Annotated in this window: 16 protein-coding genes; 9 read left to right on the forward strand and 7 right to left on the reverse strand. The window is 70.1% G+C overall.

What is annotated here, in order from left to right; translation table 11 throughout:
• Positions 1-146 precede the first annotated feature (146 nt).
• The 6 genes from CSC66_RS05215 to CSC66_RS05240 are packed head-to-tail and all read left to right on the forward strand — an operon-like array spanning position 147 to position 6,140.
• Complete coding sequence (locus CSC66_RS05215) at positions 147-2,975, forward strand: monovalent cation/H+ antiporter subunit A (protein WP_202935606.1); 2,829 nt, start codon at positions 147-149, stop codon at positions 2,973-2,975.
• A 13-nt stretch (positions 2,976-2,988) separates the two neighbouring features.
• Complete coding sequence (locus CSC66_RS05220) at positions 2,989-3,432, forward strand: Na+/H+ antiporter subunit C (RefSeq protein WP_162376333.1); 444 nt, start codon at positions 2,989-2,991, stop codon at positions 3,430-3,432.
• Positions 3,429-4,994 (forward strand): monovalent cation/H+ antiporter subunit D, encoded by a 1,566-nt coding sequence (locus CSC66_RS05225; protein WP_162376334.1) that lies wholly within the window; start codon positions 3,429-3,431, stop codon positions 4,992-4,994. The genes CSC66_RS05220 and CSC66_RS05225 overlap by 4 nt, the downstream gene beginning before the upstream one ends.
• Positions 4,995-4,996: 2 nt before the next feature.
• The gene (locus CSC66_RS05230) at positions 4,997-5,509 is read left to right on the forward strand and encodes a Na+/H+ antiporter subunit E (RefSeq protein ID WP_162376335.1); all 513 of its coding nucleotides are present in this window, start codon (positions 4,997-4,999) and stop codon (positions 5,507-5,509) included.
• Between the two features lie 38 nt (positions 5,510-5,547).
• The gene (locus CSC66_RS05235) at positions 5,548-5,790 is read left to right on the forward strand and encodes a K+/H+ antiporter subunit F (protein ID WP_238394295.1); all 243 of its coding nucleotides are present in this window, start codon (positions 5,548-5,550) and stop codon (positions 5,788-5,790) included.
• Positions 5,787-6,140 (forward strand): Na+/H+ antiporter subunit G, encoded by a 354-nt coding sequence (locus CSC66_RS05240; protein WP_162376337.1) that lies wholly within the window; start codon positions 5,787-5,789, stop codon positions 6,138-6,140. The genes CSC66_RS05235 and CSC66_RS05240 overlap by 4 nt, the downstream gene beginning before the upstream one ends.
• 105 nt (positions 6,141-6,245) lie before the next feature.
• Here the strand turns inward: CSC66_RS05240 and CSC66_RS05245 are convergent, their stop codons facing one another.
• From CSC66_RS05245 to hppD, 4 genes are all read right to left on the reverse strand, one after another.
• Positions 6,246-7,196, reverse strand: a complete 951-nt coding sequence (locus CSC66_RS05245; protein WP_162376338.1) for a calcium/sodium antiporter — start codon at positions 7,194-7,196, stop codon at positions 6,246-6,248.
• 61 nt (positions 7,197-7,257) lie between these two features.
• Complete coding sequence (locus CSC66_RS05250) at positions 7,258-7,902, reverse strand: hypothetical protein (RefSeq protein WP_162376339.1); 645 nt, start codon at positions 7,900-7,902, stop codon at positions 7,258-7,260.
• Between the two features lie 165 nt (positions 7,903-8,067).
• Entirely contained in the window at positions 8,068-9,369 is a 1,302-nt protein-coding gene (hmgA, locus tag CSC66_RS05255; RefSeq protein WP_162376340.1) for a homogentisate 1,2-dioxygenase, read from the reverse strand.
• A gap of 80 nt (positions 9,370-9,449) precedes the next feature.
• On the reverse strand, positions 9,450-10,574 hold the full coding sequence (gene hppD, locus CSC66_RS05260) for a 4-hydroxyphenylpyruvate dioxygenase (RefSeq protein WP_162376341.1): 1,125 nt from the start codon (positions 10,572-10,574) through the stop codon (positions 9,450-9,452).
• A 90-nt stretch (positions 10,575-10,664) separates the two neighbouring features.
• Here hppD and CSC66_RS05265 point away from each other — a divergent pair, with 90 nt between their 5' ends.
• A complete protein-coding gene (locus CSC66_RS05265; RefSeq protein WP_162376342.1) occupies positions 10,665-11,177 on the forward strand; it encodes a MarR family winged helix-turn-helix transcriptional regulator in 513 nt (170 codons plus the stop codon).
• Between the two features lie 109 nt (positions 11,178-11,286).
• Here CSC66_RS05265 and CSC66_RS05270 read toward each other — a convergent pair whose 3' ends face one another.
• The 3 genes from CSC66_RS05270 to CSC66_RS05280 all read right to left on the reverse strand — a co-directional run bounded on the left by CSC66_RS05270 (position 11,287) and on the right by CSC66_RS05280 (position 14,551).
• Entirely contained in the window at positions 11,287-11,916 is a 630-nt protein-coding gene (locus CSC66_RS05270) for a thioredoxin family protein (RefSeq protein WP_162376343.1), read from the reverse strand.
• 2 nt (positions 11,917-11,918) lie between these two features.
• Positions 11,919-13,442 (reverse strand): peptide MFS transporter, encoded by a 1,524-nt coding sequence (locus CSC66_RS05275; RefSeq protein ID WP_162376344.1) that lies wholly within the window; start codon positions 13,440-13,442, stop codon positions 11,919-11,921.
• Between the two features lie 245 nt (positions 13,443-13,687).
• Entirely contained in the window at positions 13,688-14,551 is an 864-nt protein-coding gene (locus tag CSC66_RS05280) for a tryptophan 2,3-dioxygenase (RefSeq protein WP_162376345.1), read from the reverse strand.
• Positions 14,552-14,765: 214 nt separating this feature from the next.
• On the opposite strand from CSC66_RS05280, the gene pdhA reads away from it, so the two are divergent.
• On the forward strand, positions 14,766-15,848 hold the full coding sequence (pdhA, locus tag CSC66_RS05285) for a pyruvate dehydrogenase (acetyl-transferring) E1 component subunit alpha (RefSeq protein ID WP_162376346.1): 1,083 nt from the start codon (positions 14,766-14,768) through the stop codon (positions 15,846-15,848).
• Positions 15,841-16,932: an alpha-ketoacid dehydrogenase subunit beta gene (locus tag CSC66_RS05290; protein ID WP_162376347.1), complete on the forward strand. Its 1,092-nt coding sequence runs from the start codon at positions 15,841-15,843 to the stop codon at positions 16,930-16,932. The genes pdhA and CSC66_RS05290 overlap by 8 nt, the downstream gene beginning before the upstream one ends.
• Positions 16,933-16,958 lie beyond the last annotated feature (26 nt).

A 16,958-nucleotide genomic window follows, 5' to 3' on the forward strand; every position in this document is an offset into this window, starting at 1 on the left:
GCAGGGTGCACGACCGGGCACGCGCGATGGATGCCCGACGCGTAGCCCGGGACATGGTGCGTTCCGGTGCTACACCGGTTACGGCGTCGTGGAACCGGCTGCTACACTCGAACCTGTTCCACGCAGATCGATCCTGTTCGCGGATGATCCCCTTCCTGGAAATCCTGCTCGCGCTGCCGTTCCTGGCCGCCGTGGCGATGGTGTTCCTGCGCGCGCGGCCGCGCGGGCAGGTCGCGTGGGTGGCCGCCGCGGCGCCGCTGCTGGGCCTGCTGGTGCTGGCCTGGGCCACGCCGGCGGTGATGCAGGGCTGGATCCTGCGCGCCGACCACGCTTGGATCCCGCAGATCGGCCTGGATTTCGACCTGCGCCTGGACGGATTCGCATGGATGTTCGCCGGCCTGGTGCTGGCGATCGGCGCGCTGGTGGTGATGTACGCGCACTACTACCTGGCCGAGGAGGACAGTGCGCCGCGCTTCTTCGGCTGCCTGCTGTTCTTCATGGGCTCGATGCTGGGCGTGGTGATCGCGGGCAACCTGCTGCTGCTGCTGGTGTTCTGGGAGCTGACCAGCATCAGCTCCTTTTTGCTGATCGGCTTCTGGTACAAGCGCCAGGACGCGCGCGAGGGCGCGCGCATGGCCCTGGCGATCACCGGCGGCGGGGGCCTGGCGCTGCTCGGCGGCGTGCTGCTGATCGGGCGCATCGTCGGCAGCTACGACCTGGACGTGGTGCTGGCCTCGGGCGACCTGATCCGCGCCAGCGGGCTCTACCCGTGGGCGCTTGGCCTGGTGCTGGCCGGCGTGTTCACCAAGAGCGCTCAGTTCCCGCTGCACTTCTGGCTGCCGCACGCGATGGCCGCGCCGACCCCGGTGTCGGCCTACCTGCACTCGGCCACGATGGTGAAGGCCGGCGTGTTCCTGCTGGCGCGGCTGCACCCGGCGCTGGCCGGCACCGACCTGTTCTTCTACGTGGTCACCGGCATCGGCGCCACCACCCTGCTGCTGGGCGCGTGGCACGCGATCTTCCAGCACGACCTCAAGGGCCTGCTGGCCTACTCGACCATCTCGCACCTGGGCCTGATCACCCTGCTGTTCGGGCTGTCCACGCCGATGGCGGTGGTGGCCGGCGTGTTCCACATCCTCAACCACGCCACGTTCAAGGCCTCGCTGTTCATGGCCGCGGGCATCATCGACCACGAGACCGGCACCCGCGACATGCGCCGGCTCGGCAACCTGCGCCGCTGGATGCCGATGACCAGCGCACTGGCCATCACCGCGTCGCTGGCGATGGCCGGCATCCCGCTGCTCAACGGCTTCCTGTCCAAGGAAATGTTCTACACCGAGGCGCTGGAGATCGGCGGACACCACTGGTGGCGCATCGGCATCAACATCGCCGCGCTGCTGTACGGCATCTTCGGCGTGGCCTACAGCCTGCGCTTCGTCTACGAGACGTTCTTCGGCAGCGGGCCGCGCGCACTGGACCACATGCCGCACGAACCGCCCCGCTGGATGAAGATCCCGGTCGAGGTGCTGGTGGTGCTGTGCGTGGCGGTCGGCGTGGCGCCGGCACTGACCGTCGCCCCAGTGCTGCACGCCGGCGCGGGTGCGATCCTGGGCGACGCGCTGCCCAACTACAGTCTGGCGATCTGGCATGGCTTCAACAAGCCGCTGATGATGAGCCTGGCCGGCACCTTCGGCGGCATCGCGCTCTACTTCGGCCTGCGCCGGCTGTTCGACCTGCACGCGATCGTGCGCCACTCGCTGGGAAGGCGCGCATTCCGCTGGAACATGGAGGCGCTGTACGCACTGGCCGGGCGCTTCACCTCGGGGGTAGCCAACGGCAGCCTGCAGCGCAGCCTGGTCTGGCTGGTACTGGCGGCGCTGGCGGCCGGCGCCGCGCCGTTCCTGTCCGGCAGCCATGCGCCGCTGGTGCTGCGCGCGCCGCAGCCGATGCCGCTGCTGGGCTGGCTGCTGTGGCTGGTACTGGTGGCCTGCGCGCTGTACACGGTGCGCACGTACCGGCAGCGCCTGCTGGCGCTGATCGTGCTGGGCGGCGCGGGCCTGATGGTCAGCCTGGTGTTCGTGTTCCTGTCCGCGCCCGACCTGGCCCTCACCCAGCTGCTGGTGGAGATGGTAAGCCTCGCCTTGCTGCTGCTGGGCCTGCACTACCTGCCGCCGCGATCGCCACCCGAGCGCGCACCGCGGCGCCGGGTCCGCGACGTGGCCGTGGCGCTGGCCGCCGGCCTGGGCATCGGCCTGCTCTCCTATGCGGTCATGACCCGACCGGTGGGTGAACCAGCGAGCCTCGAGATGCTGGCCCGCTCGCTGCCGGAGGCCTACGGCCGCAACGTGGTCAACGTCATCCTGGTGGACTTCCGCGGCTTCGACACCTTCGGTGAGATCACCGTGTTCGGGATCGCCGCGCTGATCGTGCATGCCCTGCTGCGCCGGGCGCGGCTGGCGCCGGAGAAGGTGATGGCCGGGCCGCCGGTGAAGCTGCCGGTGCCGGCCGACCTGGCCCAGCTGATGTTCCCGCTCACCCTGACCGTCTCGGTGTTCCTGTTCCTGCGCGGCCACAACGCGCCGGGCGGCGGCTTCATCGCCGGCCTGGTGCTGGCGGTGCCGCTGCTGACCCAGTACGTGATCCAGGGCGCGGCGTCGGTCGAGTCGCGCTTCGGCTTCGATTACATCCGCTGCATTGGCGTGGGCCTGATCGTGGCCGGGATCAGCGGCGCGGCCTCGCTCCTGTTCGATGTCGAGTTCCTGACCAGCGGCCACGTCGACCTCGACGTGCCATGGGTCGGCAAGGTGCCACTGGCCAGTGCGATCGGCTTTGATACCGGCGTCTACCTGGTGGTGTTCGGCGGGGCGATGCTGATCCTGTCCATGCTGGGCACGATCAAGCCTTCGCGCACCCGGGTCGCGCACCTGGGCGTGATCGAGCCGGGCCAGCGTTCGACCCGGACGGGAGAGATCTGATGGAGGCGTCCTGATGGAGCTGGCGATGGCGAGCGCGATCGGCATCCTCACCGCGGCCGGGGTGTACCTGCTGCTGCGCGCGCGCAGTTTCGACGTGATCCTGGGCCTGACCCTGCTCTCGTACGCGACCAACCTGCTGATCTTCGCCGGCGGCCGGCTGGTGGCGGGCAAGCCCCCGGTGCTGCGCGACGGGGTGACGCCTACCCTGTCGCACTACAGCGATCCGCTGCCGCAGGCGCTGGTGCTGACCGCGATCGTGATCGCCTTCGCCATGACCGCGGTCAGCATCGTGGTCGCCATCCGCAGCCGCGCCGACAACGACAGCGACCACGTCGACGGCAGTCGCGCCGAGCGCGAGTTCCTGCTGGCCGAGCAGCGCCGCCACGAGGAAGCACGCGAGGAAGCGCGGACCGCGGCGCAGGCGGCCGAGGCTGGCGCCAAGGCGGGTGGCGCATGACCCACCTGCCGCTGCTGCCGGTCCTGGTGCCGCTGTTCGCCGCGGCGCTGGTCCTGTTCTTCGAGAACCGCCGCTTCGGCATGGCGCCGCAGCGGATCGTGGCCTGGATCTCGATGGCGGTGATGCTGGGGGTGTCGGTGGCGTTGGCCATCGAAGCCTCCAGCGGCCGGATCCCGGTCTACCTGGTCGGCGACTGGCCGGCGCGGCTGGGCATCGTGCTGATGGTGGACCGCCTCTCCGCGTTGATGCTGCTGGTCGGCCAGCTGCTCGGCGCGGCCAGCCTGCTGCACGCCTGCGCCGGCTGGGACCGGCGCGCGCCGCATTTCCACGCGTTCTTCCAGTTCCAGATGATGGGCCTCAATGGCGCCTTCCTCACCGGCGACGCGTTCAACCTGTTCGTGTTCTTCGAGGTGCTGCTGATCGCCTCCTATGGGCTGATGCTCAGCGGTGGACGCGGCGAGCGCATGCGCGCGGGGCTGCACTACGTCGCCTTCAACATCGCCGCCTCGGCATTGTTCCTGATCGCACTGGGGCTGCTGTACGGCCTGCTGGGCACGCTGAACATGGCCGAGATGGCGCTGCGCGTGGCCCAGGCCCCGCCGCAGGACCTGGCGCTGGTCCAGTCGGCGGCCGGCCTGCTGGTGGTGGTGTTCTGCGCCAAGGCCGCGCTGCTGCCCATGTACTTCTGGCTGCCGCAGACCTACACCCATGCCCCGGCGGCCGTCGCCGCGCTGTTCGCGGTGATGACCAAGGTCGGCCTGTACGCGGTATTGCGGGTGGCGATGCTGAGTTTCGGCGCGGCGGGGGCGTTGGAGGGCTTCGCCTGGCCGGCGCTGCTGGCGCTGGGCGGGGTCACGCTGACCCTGTCCGCGCTCGGCGTGCTGGCATCGCGCCAGCTGCGCTCGCTGGCCGCCTACCTGGTGCTGGGTTCGGCGGCGACGCTGTTCCTGGCCTTCGCCCTGTCCACCACCGGCACGATCGCGGCCGGCCTGTATTACCTCGTGCACAGCACGTTCGCCGGCGCGGCGCTGTTCCTGCTCGCCGACCTGATCCGCCGCCGGCGTGGCAGCGCGGGCGACCGCAAGGACCTGGTGGCCGCATTGCCGGGCCGCATGATCCCGGGCGTGCTGTTCCTGGTCACGGCGGTCTCGCTGGCCGGGCTGCCGCCGCTGTCCGGCTTCATCGGCAAGCTGCTGCTGCTCGAGGCGGTGCCGTCCGGCGCCTCCACGGCATGGGTATGGGCGCTGGTGCTGGGCAGCAGCTTCATGATGATCGTCGGCCTGGCCCGCGCCGGCACGCGCCTGTTCTGGCGCGTGGAGCCGTGGCCGGATGCCTCGCCGGAACGGCTGGCCGCCTACACCCCGCTGGACGAGATGCGCGCAGCCCCGGGCCGCCCGCTCGAGACCGCGGCCACGGTCCTGCTGCTCGCGTACGGCATCGCCATGGTGGTCGCCGCCGCGCCGCTGCTGGATTACACCCGCGCCACCGCCGCCCAGCTGCAGTCCCCCGGCGACTACGTGCAGCAGGTGCGCGCGGCGACGCCGGCGCTGAGGGAGCCCTGAGCATGGCGACGAAACGCTTCTCCGAATGGCGCAAGCGCTGGCTGCCGTCGCTGCCGCTGGCGGCGGCGGTGTTCTGCTTCTGGCTGCTGATGAACGACCAGGTCACCCGCGGCCACGTGCTCATGGCCCTGGTGCTGGCCCTGCTGATCCCCCCGTTCGCCGCGCGCCTGGACCGCGAGTTCGCCCGCATCGGCAACCTGCGCGGGGCACCGCGGATGCTGGGCATCCTGCTGCTGGACATCGTGCGGTCGAACGTCACCGTCGCGCTGCAGGTGCTCGGCCCGGAGGCGAAGATCCGCCCCGGCTTCATCTGGGTGCCGCTGGACATCGCCAACATCCACGGCATCGCCGCCTTGACCAGCATCATCACCCTGACCCCGGGCACGGTGTCGTCGGCGCTGTCCGACGACCGCCGCTACCTGCTGGTGCACGTGCTCAACCTGGACGACGCCGACCGGGTGGTGCGCCAGATCAAGACCCGCTACGAGGCGCCGCTGATGGAGATCTTCCCGTGACCCCGCACGCGCTGGTGGCCTGGGCCGTGGTCGGCTCGATGCACGTGGTCGGCGTGGCACTGCTGCTGGCGCTGTACCGGCTGTTGAAGGGACCCAGCGTCCCCGACCGGATCCTCGCCCTGGACACGATGTTCGTGTGCGCCATCGCCCTGCTGGTGCTGTTCGGCATGCACCTGGGCACCGCGGTCTACTTCGAGGCCGCGCTGGTCATCGCCATGCTCGGCTTCGTCGGTACCGTCGTATTGAGCAAGTACGTGATGCGCCGGGACATCGTCGAATGAGCTGGCTGGTCGCCATCGCGCTGGTGCTGCTGCTGGCCTCCAGCTGTTTCTTCATCCTGGTCGGATCGCTCGGCCTGGTGAAGCTGTCGGAGTTCTTCAAGCGCCTGCACGCACCGACCAAGGCCAGCACGCTGGGCGTCGGCTGCGTGCTGCTGGCCTCGGTCGGCTACCACTGGTTCTCCGATACCGATCCGCAGCCGCGCGAACTGCTGATCACCGCGTTCCTGTTCATCACCGCGCCGATCAGCGCGCACCTGATGGCCAAGGCCGCGCTGTCGCTGCACATGGCCGAGCCGCCGCGGCAGCCGGGGATGGATGCGGAGAACGACGGGGACGCAGGCTCCTTGTAGGAGCCCATCCTCATGGGCGACCCGACACCGTCGGCACAGGCGACGGAACCGTAGTCCCGACGCCCGTGTCGCCGATGAACATGCCCCTGAAAAACGGCAGCGCTCCTACAGGAACAGCAGCAGTTCCAGCACCACCCAGGCCAGGAAGGCCAGGCAGAGGATCCCGCCTTCCTGCTGGCTGATCCGGCGGCCGCTGCGCAGCAGCGGATAGACCAGCAGGGTCAGCACCAGCACCGCCGGCAGCTCGAACCGGACGAACGAGGCAGGCAGCGCCAGCGGCTGCAGCACCGCCATGCCGCCGACGATCGCCAGCAGGTTGAACAGGCTCGAGCCGATGACGTGGCCGGCGACCATGTCGCCCTGCCCGCGCCGCGCCGCGGCGATCGCGGCCGCGACCTCCGGCAGCGCCGTGCCGATGGCCACCGGCAGCAGGCCGGCCATCAGCGGAGTCATGCCGAGCGCCTGGCCGAGGCCGAGGCCGCCGTCGACCACCCAGCGCGCGCCGAACCACAGCAGCGCGATCGCGATGGCGAGCCGGAACAGATTCAGGCCCAGCCCGGTGCGGGTGGTGGCGAAGGCGGCGATCTCCGCCTGCACTTCGTCCGCCTCGCGGCGTCCCTGCCGCAACAGGAACGCGGTGCTGGCGACGAAGCCCAGCAGCAGCACTGCCCCCTCGATGCGGTTGACGTAGCCGTCGAGCCCGAACGCCATCAGCGCGAACGTGGCCACCGCCAGCAGCACCAGCAGCGGGACGCCCATGCGGGCGCGCAGCAGCAGCGGCGCCGCCAGCGCGGCCAGGCCCAGGGTCAGGCCGAGGTTGACCACGTTGCTGCCGACGGCATTGCCCAGGGCCAGGTGCGATTGCCCCTCGAACACCGCGCGTGCGTTGACCGCCAGCTCCGGCACCGACGTGCCGAACGCGACCAGCAGGAGCCCGGCCACGAATGGCCGCACGCCCAGGTGCTGGGCCAAGCCAGACACCCCCTTGACCACCGAATCCCCACCCAGCGCCAGCAGCAGCAGGCCGAGCGCGAACAGTCCCAACGCTTCCGCCATCGCCATACCCTCCCGAGTCCCGCGCTGATTCTATGCCGGCACCAGGCCGCCGCGGGCAGGATCAGCCGCAGCCTTCGACGTAGTCGACCTGCGGCGGCAGGCCGATGCGCCATTCCTCGACCCGGCCCTGCGCGTCGGTTTCGAACAGCAGCACCGCCTCGCTGCCGTCGCGGGTCACCCGCAGGTACTTCGCCCCGTCCACGTACTTGTGCGGGCGCTCCTCGATCCGCCCCGGGTACATTGCTGCGATCTCGCTGGCGGCCATGCCGATGCGCCCGCCGCCCGGCGCGGTGGCGGCCGGATCGTCCACGTCCACGCGCACGAAGCGGCCGCCCTCGACCATGAAGCCGGTGCCGTAACCGTGCGCCGGCCGCGGTTGCGGGAACAGGTAGTGGCACGCGTCCGCGTCGCCCTGCGCCTCGCCGCCGCCCTCCAGCGGCCCACCCCACGCCAGCCGCAACGCCTGCGCGTCGCTGCCGAACGGAACCGGTCCGAACCCGGAGAAGTCGGCGGCCAACGGCGCCAGCGCCCTGGCCGCGCCGGGCACGGTGGCCGGGGGCACCTCTTCCTGCGGCGCATCCAGGGCCGGATCCACCCCGGCCTCGTGCACGACGGCCGATTGCGCCGCGTCGCCCGGCGCCTGCGCGCACGAGACCAGCAGCAATGCGAAGGTCAGGAGGCAGGCATCGAGCATCCTGGACGACATCGGTTTCCCCTGCGTGGACGACGGCGGCGAGGTTGGCAGGCGCTGCGTCAACGCCGGGCGAAGGCTCCGGCAAGCGCGCGCCTGTTCCGGGCGCGCCTCGACGGCACGGCCGTGGGCGGTAGGGTGCCTGCCTGCAGGAGGCCCCTTCCCCGCGCCGTCCGGCCGTTACGCCGGTGGCTGGAAGTTGCGCCGCAGGCCGGCCCAGCAGCCCTGGTAACCGCGCTGCCGGTGCCCGGCCGCCAGCGCCTGGGCGCAAGGCCGTATCACCGCGCGGGTCTCGAACATGAAGGCCATGGTGTCGGCGATCACGTCGGGCCGGGACAGGTCGGCGGCCGACGCCTTGTCGAAGGTGGCCGCGTCCGGGCCGTGCCCGCTCATGCAGTTGTGCAGCGATGCGCCGCCGGGCACGAAGCCCTCCGCCTTGGCGTCGTAGGCGCCGTGCACCAGGCCCATGAACTCGCTGGCCACGTTGCGGTGGAACCAGGGCGGCCGGAAGGTGTGCTGCGCCACCAGCCAGCGCGGCGGGAAGATCGCGAAGTCGACGTTGGCCGTGCCCGGGGTGTCGCTGGGCGCGGTCAGCACGGTGAAGATCGACGGATCGGGGTGGTCGAAGCTGATCGAGCCGATCGCGTTGAAGCGGCGCAGGTCGTAGCGGTACGGCGCGTAGTTGCCGTGCCAGGCGACCACGTCCAGCGGGCTGTGGCCGATGTCGGCGCGCCACAGGTGCCCCTGGAACTTCGCCACCAGCTCGAACCGGCCCTCGACATCCTCGTAGGCCGCCACCGGCGTCTCGAAATCGCGCGGGTTGGCCAGGCCATTGGCGCCGATCGGTCCCAGCTCCGGGAGCCGCAACGGCGCGCCGAAGTTCTCCAGCACGTAACCGCGCGAAGGACCATCGGGCAGTTCGACGCGGAAGCGGATCCCGCGCGGCACCACCGCGACCTGCTGCGGCTCGACGTCCAGCACGCCGAGCTCGGTGGCGATGCGCAGCCGGCCCAGCTGCGGCACCAGCAACAGCTCGCCATCGGCGTCGTAGAAGAAGCGGCCGGCCATGTCGCGGTCGGCGGCGTACAGGTGGATGCCCACGCCCTGCTGCGCGGCCGGCGACCCGTTGCCCGCCATCGTGTACAGGCCTTCGACGAAATCGACGGAGGTGGATGGCAGCGGCAGCGGATCCCAGCGCAACTGGTCCGGGGTCACCGGGCCGTCGCCGAAGTCGTTGTGGAACCGCGGCTGCGCGAACGGGGAAAAGGTCCCGTGCATCGCCGCCGGCCGGATCCGGTACAGCCAGCTGCGCCGGTTCTGCCCGCGCGGCGCGGTGAACGCGCTGCCGGACAGCTGCTCGGCGTACAGCCCGTGGGCCACGCGCTGCGGCGAGTTCTGCCCGACCGGCAGCGTGCCGGGCAGCGCTTCGGTGGCGAATTCGTTGCCGAAGCCGGTCATGTAGGCGGAACGGTCGGTGCTCATCTCGATCTCGTCCTTGCGGTGGGGGCGCACCCGGCGCGCGCCCGGCCCTCCCGCCGTCGCACGCCGGGCCATCGGCCGGGTCAGAGCACGCCGCGGCGCATCTGGTCGCGTTCGATGCTTTCGAACAGGGCCTGGAAGTTGCCTTCGCCGAACCCTTCGTTGCCCTTGCGCTGGATGATCTCGAAGAAGATCGGGCCGATCGCGTTCTGGGTGAATATCTGCAGCAGCTTGCGCTGCTTGGTCTCCGGGTCGGCGTCGATCAGGATCTTGTTGCGGCGCAGCCGCTCCACGTCCTCGCCATTGTCCGGGATGCGCTGGTCGATCACGTCGAAGTAGGTGTCGGGCGTGTCGAGGAACTCGACGCCGGCCTCGCGCATCTTCTCCACCGTCACGTAGATGTCGTCGGTGAAGCAGGCGATGTGCTGGATGCCCTCGCCGCCGTAGGCATCGAGGTATTCGTTGATCTGCGACTTCGGGTCGGAGGATTCGTTGAGGGGGATCCGGACCATGCCGTCGGGCGCGGTCATCGCCTTGGACAGCAGGCCGGTCTTGGCGCCCTTGATGTCGAAGTAGCGGATCTCGCGGAAGTTGAACAGCCGCTCGTAGTAGTCGGCCCACTTGGCCATGTTGCCGTGGTACAGGTTGTGGGTCAGGTGGTCGATGAAGGTCAGGCCGAAACCCTTGGGCATCAGCTCCACGCCCGGCAGGTATTCGTAGTCCGGGTCATGGATGGTGCCCTTGTCGTCGTAGCGGTCGACGATGTAGAGCATGCAGTCGCCGATCCCCTTGATCACCGGCGCGGCCACCGCCTTGCTCAGTTCGTCGCGACCGTCGAAAGCCTCGGCGCCGTTCTTCAGCGCCTGGGTGCGCGCCCAGTCGGCCAGCTTCTTCACCCGGATGGCGAAGCCGCAGGCGCTGGGTCCGTGCTGCTGCGCGAAGCGCGCGGCGAAGGAGTCCGGATCCTCGTTGATCAGGAACGTGCAGTCGCCCTGGCGGTAGGTGCTGATCGGACGGGTCTTGTGCCGCGCGACCTGGACGAAGCCGAGCTTGCGGAAATAGTCGTGCAGCTGGTGCGCCTGCCCGGCCGGGGCGGCGAATTCGACGAATTCGAAGCCGTCGATCCCCATCGGGTTCTCGAACTGGCTCACGGCCATGCCGGCGTTGGCGGGCGACGTGCTGGGGAGGGCTTGCGATTGCGCGCTCATGATGGCTTCCTGAACACCCGCGGGGGAGCGGTCCGTTTCGACCCCCTTTTATAGTTACTCCTGCAACCATAAGCAAGGTGTCCTGCCGCAATGACCGTTCCGAACGCTTCCGACGCCACCGGTGCCGCGCCTGCCGCGGATGCCACCCGCCACGCCCAGCTGGAGCTGGAGAACTTCCTGCCCTATCGCCTCAGCGTGCTCTCCAACCGGGTTAGCCAGACCATCGCCGACCTCTACCAGAAGCGGTTCGGGCTGGCGATCACCGAATGGCGGGTGATGGCGGTCCTGGGCCGTTTCCCCGACCTGTCCGCCAACGAGGTCGCCGACCGCACCGCGATGGACAAGGTGGCCGTCAGCCGTGCGGTGGCGCGCCTGCTGGAGCGGAGCCTGATCAAGCGCGAGATCCACAGCGACGACCGGCGCCGTTCGGTGCTGGCGCTGTCGGAGGTGGGCTATTCGGTCTACGACGAGATCGCGCCGATGGCGCTGGGCTGCGAGCAACGGCTGGTCGCCACCCTCGACGACGAGGAGAAGGCCATGCTCGACCGCCTGCTGCGCAAGCTCTCCGGCCCGGGCCTGGCGGCCCTGCGCGACGGCGGCTGACGCCCGCCGCCGTAGTCCGGGGATTCACCGGGAGGGTTGAGGGACCAGGACGGGCGCGTTGCCACGCGCCACGTCCATGCAGGCCGGTGCTCCGCCCGCCTGTCGCGGATCAGGGCTGCGCGGGCGCCTCCGGCGGCGCCCACTCCTCCAGGAATGCCTCGATCCGGCGACGGTCCGGCTTGCCCTTGCGCAGCAGGTCGTGGCCTGACTGCGCGTGCAGGACCTGGCCGTCGGCATCCAGCACCAGCAGGTGCGGTGCGTGGGCCTCGGCGCTGCCCGGGTAGGCGGCCAGGAACGCGACGTTGCCCGGCGCGCTGCGATCGACCTTGACCCAGATGAAGCCGGCGTCGCGCCGGTGGCGCAACGGGGCTTCGCCCTCGATGCGCTCGTCGAGCACCGCGCACTCGGCGCAGGCCGCGTCGCCCAGTTCCAGCACGATGCGCTTGCCGCCGCGCTTGGCTTCGACCTTCGCAGTTTCCAGGTCGTTGGCGGCGCTGCGGTTCGGGTCGAACGACGCGCCGAGCGCGGCGATCGCGGCGATGTCGGCCGCCGCGCGCGTGTTGCCGGAGGCGACCGGCTCGCGGACGTCGGCCACCGGCGGCTTCTGCGGAGTGGTGTCCACCGGCAGCGGCGGCCCGGACGTCGCCGGCGGCTCCTGCCCGCTGCATGCGGACAGGAACGCCACCACTAGCAGCGCCAGCGCGGAAGCCATGCCGGTACCGCCACGCAGGTCCGCCATGCTCACTTGACCCCGTGCATGAGCCGGTTGACCAGCGGCGCCAGCAGGAACAGCAGCACGCCCGAGCCCAGCAGCGCCCAGAAGCCGAAGGTGTAGCCGGCATGCGCCGAGGCCACGGTCATGCCGCCCTCGCCGCTGACGCTGGAGGCGAAGATGCCCGAGAGGTTGTTGCCGATGGCGATCGACAGGAACCAGCCGCCCATCGCCAGGCCGGTCAGGCGCACCGGCGCCAGCTTGGTGGTCATCGACAGGCCGATCGGCGACAGGCACAGCTCGCCCACCGACTGGATCACGTAGACCATGAACAGGGTCCAGAACGGGATCTTCAGCGACTGCGGGTCGACCAGGCTGGACAGGGCGAACATCAGCAGCAGGAACGCCAGGCCGTTGAAGATCAGGCCCAGGCCGAACTTGCGCGGGATCGAGGGGTTCTTCGAGCCCATCTTCACCCAGATCCAGGCCATGATCGGGGCCAGGGTGATGATCGCGATCGAGTTCACCGACTGGAACCAGCCGACCGGGAACTCCCAGCCCCACAGGTCGCGGTTGACGATGTTCTGGGCCAGGAAGTTGAACGAGCTGCCGGCCTGTTCGAAGAACATCCAGAACAGCACGTTGAAGCCGAAGATGATCAGCATGGCGATCACCATGTCGCGCTGCACCGCGCCCTCGCGCATGCCCTCCACCAGCAGCATCAGCGCCGGCGCGACGAACAGCGCGATCAGGATCCAGTTCAGGACCCCGGCATCGATGGTCAGCAGGAAGTAGAACCCGGGCACCGCCAGCATCGCGCCGAGCACCACCAGCAGCAGCCGGCCGGTGCCGGCCATCGCGCCGGTAGCCGCGCCGATGCCCTTGAGCTGGCCGCGGCCGAACCAGAACCACACCAGGCTCAGCACCATGCCGATGCCCGAGGCGATGAACACGACCTTGTACGACGGCATCTCCGGCGTGCCGAACACCTTGTCGGCGAGCAGGCCGGTCAGGATCGGGGCGATGAACGCGCCCAGGTTGATGCCCATGTAGAAGATGGTGAAGCCCGAGTCGCGGCGGCCGTCGCCGGTGGCGTAGAGCTTGCCGACCACGGTGGAGATGATCGGCTTGAACATGCCGTTGCCGACGATCACCGTGGCCAGGCCGAGCTTGAGCATCGCCTCGCTGGGCAGGGTGATCAGGAACAGGCCGGCGGCCATGAACGCGGCGCCGACCAGGATCGATCGCTGGTAGCCGATCAGTTTGTCGGCGACGTAGCCGCCGAAGATCGCCGCGGCGTAGACCAGCGCCAGGTAGGCGCCGTAGAGCATGCTCGCCGGCGCCTCGCCGGCGCTGTCGCCGCCGTGGAACTGGGCGACGATGTACAGGGCCAGGGCCCAGCGCATGCCGTAGAAGGCGAAGCGCTCCCAGAACTCGGTCATGAACAGCATCCACAGCGGACGCGGATGGCCCATGACCTGGGCGAACTCGGGCAGGGTGGGCGGCGGCGCGGGCGGGGCCGCGACCTTGGGCTCGACGACGTCGGCGCTCATGAAGATCCTTGCGTACTGATGGGATACAAAGGGGCGTCGCCCCCGGAGTGGGCCGAGAATCACCGACGACGGCGCCGGGCGTCAATGCGAGTGCGCCGCGCACCCCGCCCCCGCAAGCCGGTTTTTCCCTTGCCTGGCAGCCACTTGCGTCCGCAACGAACGGGCGCCTCCCAGTCCCCGGTCGGCCCGTGGGCGGGCCGGCCAGCCCCGTGCGGGCCCTGCGGGGCCCGTGCAGTGAGCCCGGTTCAGGCCGGACCGATGCTCGTCCGCACCTCGAACAGCTCGGGGAAGAAGGTCAGCTCCAGCGCATCCTTGAGGAAGCCCACGCCGCTGGATCCGCCGGTGCCGCGCTTGAAGCCGATGATCCGCATGACCGTGCGCATGTGCCGGAAGCGCCAGAGCTGGAACTGGGTCTCCAGGTCGACCAGGTCCTCGCACAACGAGTACTCGCGCCAGTAGCGGTCGGTGTCCTCGTAGATCCGCTCGAACACCGGCCGCAGCACCGGGTCGGAGACGTGCGCGGCGCTCCAGTCGCGGCCCGGGTCCAGGTAGGCAGCCGGGATCGGATGGCCGAAGCGGGCCAGGTAGCGCAGGAATTCCTCGTACAGGCTGGGCAGTTCCAGCTCGGCGCGCAGCGCCGCCTGGCCGTCCGGGTCGTGGGCGAACACCTTGACCATGCCGGGGTTCTTGTTGCCGAGCAGGAACTCCACCGCCCGGTACTGCAGCGACTGGAAGCCCGACGAGGGCCCCAGCAGGTGGCGGAAGCCCATGTATTCGGACGGCGTCAGCGTCTCCAGCACCGACCACTGTTCGGTCAGCTGGCGCAGCACCTGCTTGCTGCGCGCCAGCACCTTGCGGCACTGCCAGACCTGGTCGGCCTTGAGGAATTCGCGCGCGGCATGCAGTTCGTGCATCAGCAGCTTCAGCCACAGCTCCGAGACCTGGTGCTGGACGATGAACAGCATCTCGTCGTGGTGCGGCGGGTCGGACAGCGGCTGCTGCGCCGAGAGCAGGCGCTCCAGGTGCAGGTAACCGGCATAGGTCATCCGCCCCTGCAGGTCGGTGTGGATGCCCGGTTCGAGCGGACGCTGGTTCTTGTCGAGGGTCATCGGCAGGTGGCGGGGACACGGGGGGCCGCAAGGGTAACCCAGCGTGGCCGGGGGGCGTCTGGCCACCGCTGTCATGCGTCCGTACCTGGCTGAACGGCCCGGCGCAAGTATTGGGAAAACAAGCGTTGTTGCGCTGCACGGCGGGTTTTCTCCGGGCATTCCGTACCATATGCAACTTTCCTGCACCGCATTCGGGCCCACGCCCGCACACGCAATGACCCAAGCCGCAAGCTTCCAGATCGACTACCTGCAATACCTGGGCGCGGACGGGCGACCGGTCCGCGAGTTCCCCGTCGCGCTGCGTGATCCGGCCACGCTGGTGCCGCTGTTCAAGCAGATGCTGTTCGTGCGCGCCTTCGACACCAAGGCGATCGCCCTGCAGCGCACCGGCAAGCTCGGCACCTACGCGCCCTGCCTGGGCCACGAGGCCACCCACGTCGGCATTGGCGCGGCGATGGCCGAGGGCGACGTCTACGCGCCCAGCTACCGCGAGTACGGCGTGCTGTTCATGCGCGGCGTGCGCCCGCGCGAGGTGCTGCTGTACTGGGGCGGCGACGAGCGCGGCAACGACTTCCAGGAAGGCGGCGCGCGCCACGATTTCCCGTTCTGCGTGCCGATCTCGACCCAGTGCCTGCACGCGGCCGGCGCGGCGCTGGCGTTCAAGCTGCGCGGCGAGCCGCACATGGCGGTCGCCACCTGCGGCGACGGCGGCACCTCCAAGACCGATTTCTACGCCGCGCTGAACTCGGCCGGCGCCTACGAGCTGCCGCTGGTGCTGGGCGTGGTCAACAACGGCTGGGCGATCTCGGTGCCGCGTTCGGCGCAAACCGGCGCGCAGACCCTGGCGCAGAAGGGCATCGCCGGCGGCCTGTTCTGCCTGCAGGTGGACGGCAACGACCTGGTCGCCGTCCTCGAGGCGATGCGCATCGCCAGCGAACGCGCGCGCAGCGGCCAGGGCGGCAGCGTGATCGAGTTCATGACCTACCGCCTGTCCGACCACACCACCGCCGACGACGCGCGCCGCTACCGCGACGACGCCGAGGTCAAGGCCGCGTGGGAACGCGAGCCGATGACCCGCCTGCGGACCTGGCTGACCGCGCAGGGCGCGTGGAGCGAGGCCGAGGAAGCGGCCTGGAAGCAGGAATGCGACCGCCTGGTGAACATCGAGGTCGACGCGTACCTGGCCACGCCGGTACAGCCGGTGGAGGCGATGTTCGACTACCTTTACGCCGATCCGCCGCCGGAGCTGCTGGCCCAGCGCGCGGCCGCGGTGGCCCTGGAGCAGCGCCATGGATGACATCCGTTCGCCCTCGCGCGACGCCCACAACGCCGCCCACGGCGATGCCGCCGCATCGAACGACGCCATCCGCGGAGGACAGCCGATGACCGCGACCCCGACCGCCGCTCCGATCACCCTGATCGAAGCGATCACCCAGGCCCTGGCCTGGGAGCTGGAACACGATCCGTCGGTGCTGGTCCTGGGCGAGGACGTGGGCGTGAACGGCGGCGTGTTCCGCGCCACCGCCGGCCTGCAGCAGACCTTCGGCGCGCAGCGCGTGCTGGACACCCCGCTGGACGAGACCACCATCGCCGGCCTGTCGGTCGGCCTGGCCGCGCAGGGCATGAAGCCGGTGGCCGAGGCGCAGTTCGACGGCTTCGTCTACCCGATGGTCGACCACCTGATCTGCCATGCCGCGCGCCTGCGCAACCGCACCCGCGGCCGCATGCACTGCCCGATGGTGCTGCGCGTGCCGTGGGGCGGCGGGATCCGCGCGCCCGAGCACCACAGCGAGGCCAACGAGGCGATCTTCACCAACGTGCCGGGCCTGCGCGTGGTCATGCCGTCCTCGCCGCAGCGCGCCTACGGCCTGCTGCTGGCCGCGATCCGCGACCCGGATCCGGTGATCTACATGGAGCCCAAGCGGCTCTACCGCCAGTACAAGGAACTGGTCGCCAACGACGGCGAGGCGTTGCCGCTGGACGTGTGCTTCGTCCTGCGCGAAGGCACCGATGTCACCCTGGTCGCGTGGGGCGCGCAGGTGAAGGAGGCGCTGGAGGCGGCCGACGCGCTGGCGAAGGACGGCATCAGCGCCGAGGTGGTGGACGTGGCCACCCTGCGCCCCCTGGACTTCGACACCATCGCCGAATCGGTCTCGCGCACCGGCCGCTGCGTGATCGTGCAGGAAGCCCCGCGCACCGCCGGTTTCGGCGCCGAGATCGCCGCGCGCCTGGCCGAGCAGTCTATGTACGACCTGCTCGCCCCGGTCGAACGCGTCACCGGCTGGGATACGCACATCCCGCTGTTCCGCCTGGAGATGAAGTACCTGCCCAGCGTGGAGCGTATCGTGGCCGCTGCCCGGCGCGCGGTGGCGCACGGCTGAATCGCGGCGCCGCCGGCGATGCCGCG

The sequence above is a fragment of the Pseudoxanthomonas kaohsiungensis genome, from assembly GCF_010211765.1.
GTDB lineage: Bacteria > Pseudomonadota > Gammaproteobacteria > Xanthomonadales > Xanthomonadaceae > Pseudoxanthomonas > Pseudoxanthomonas kaohsiungensis.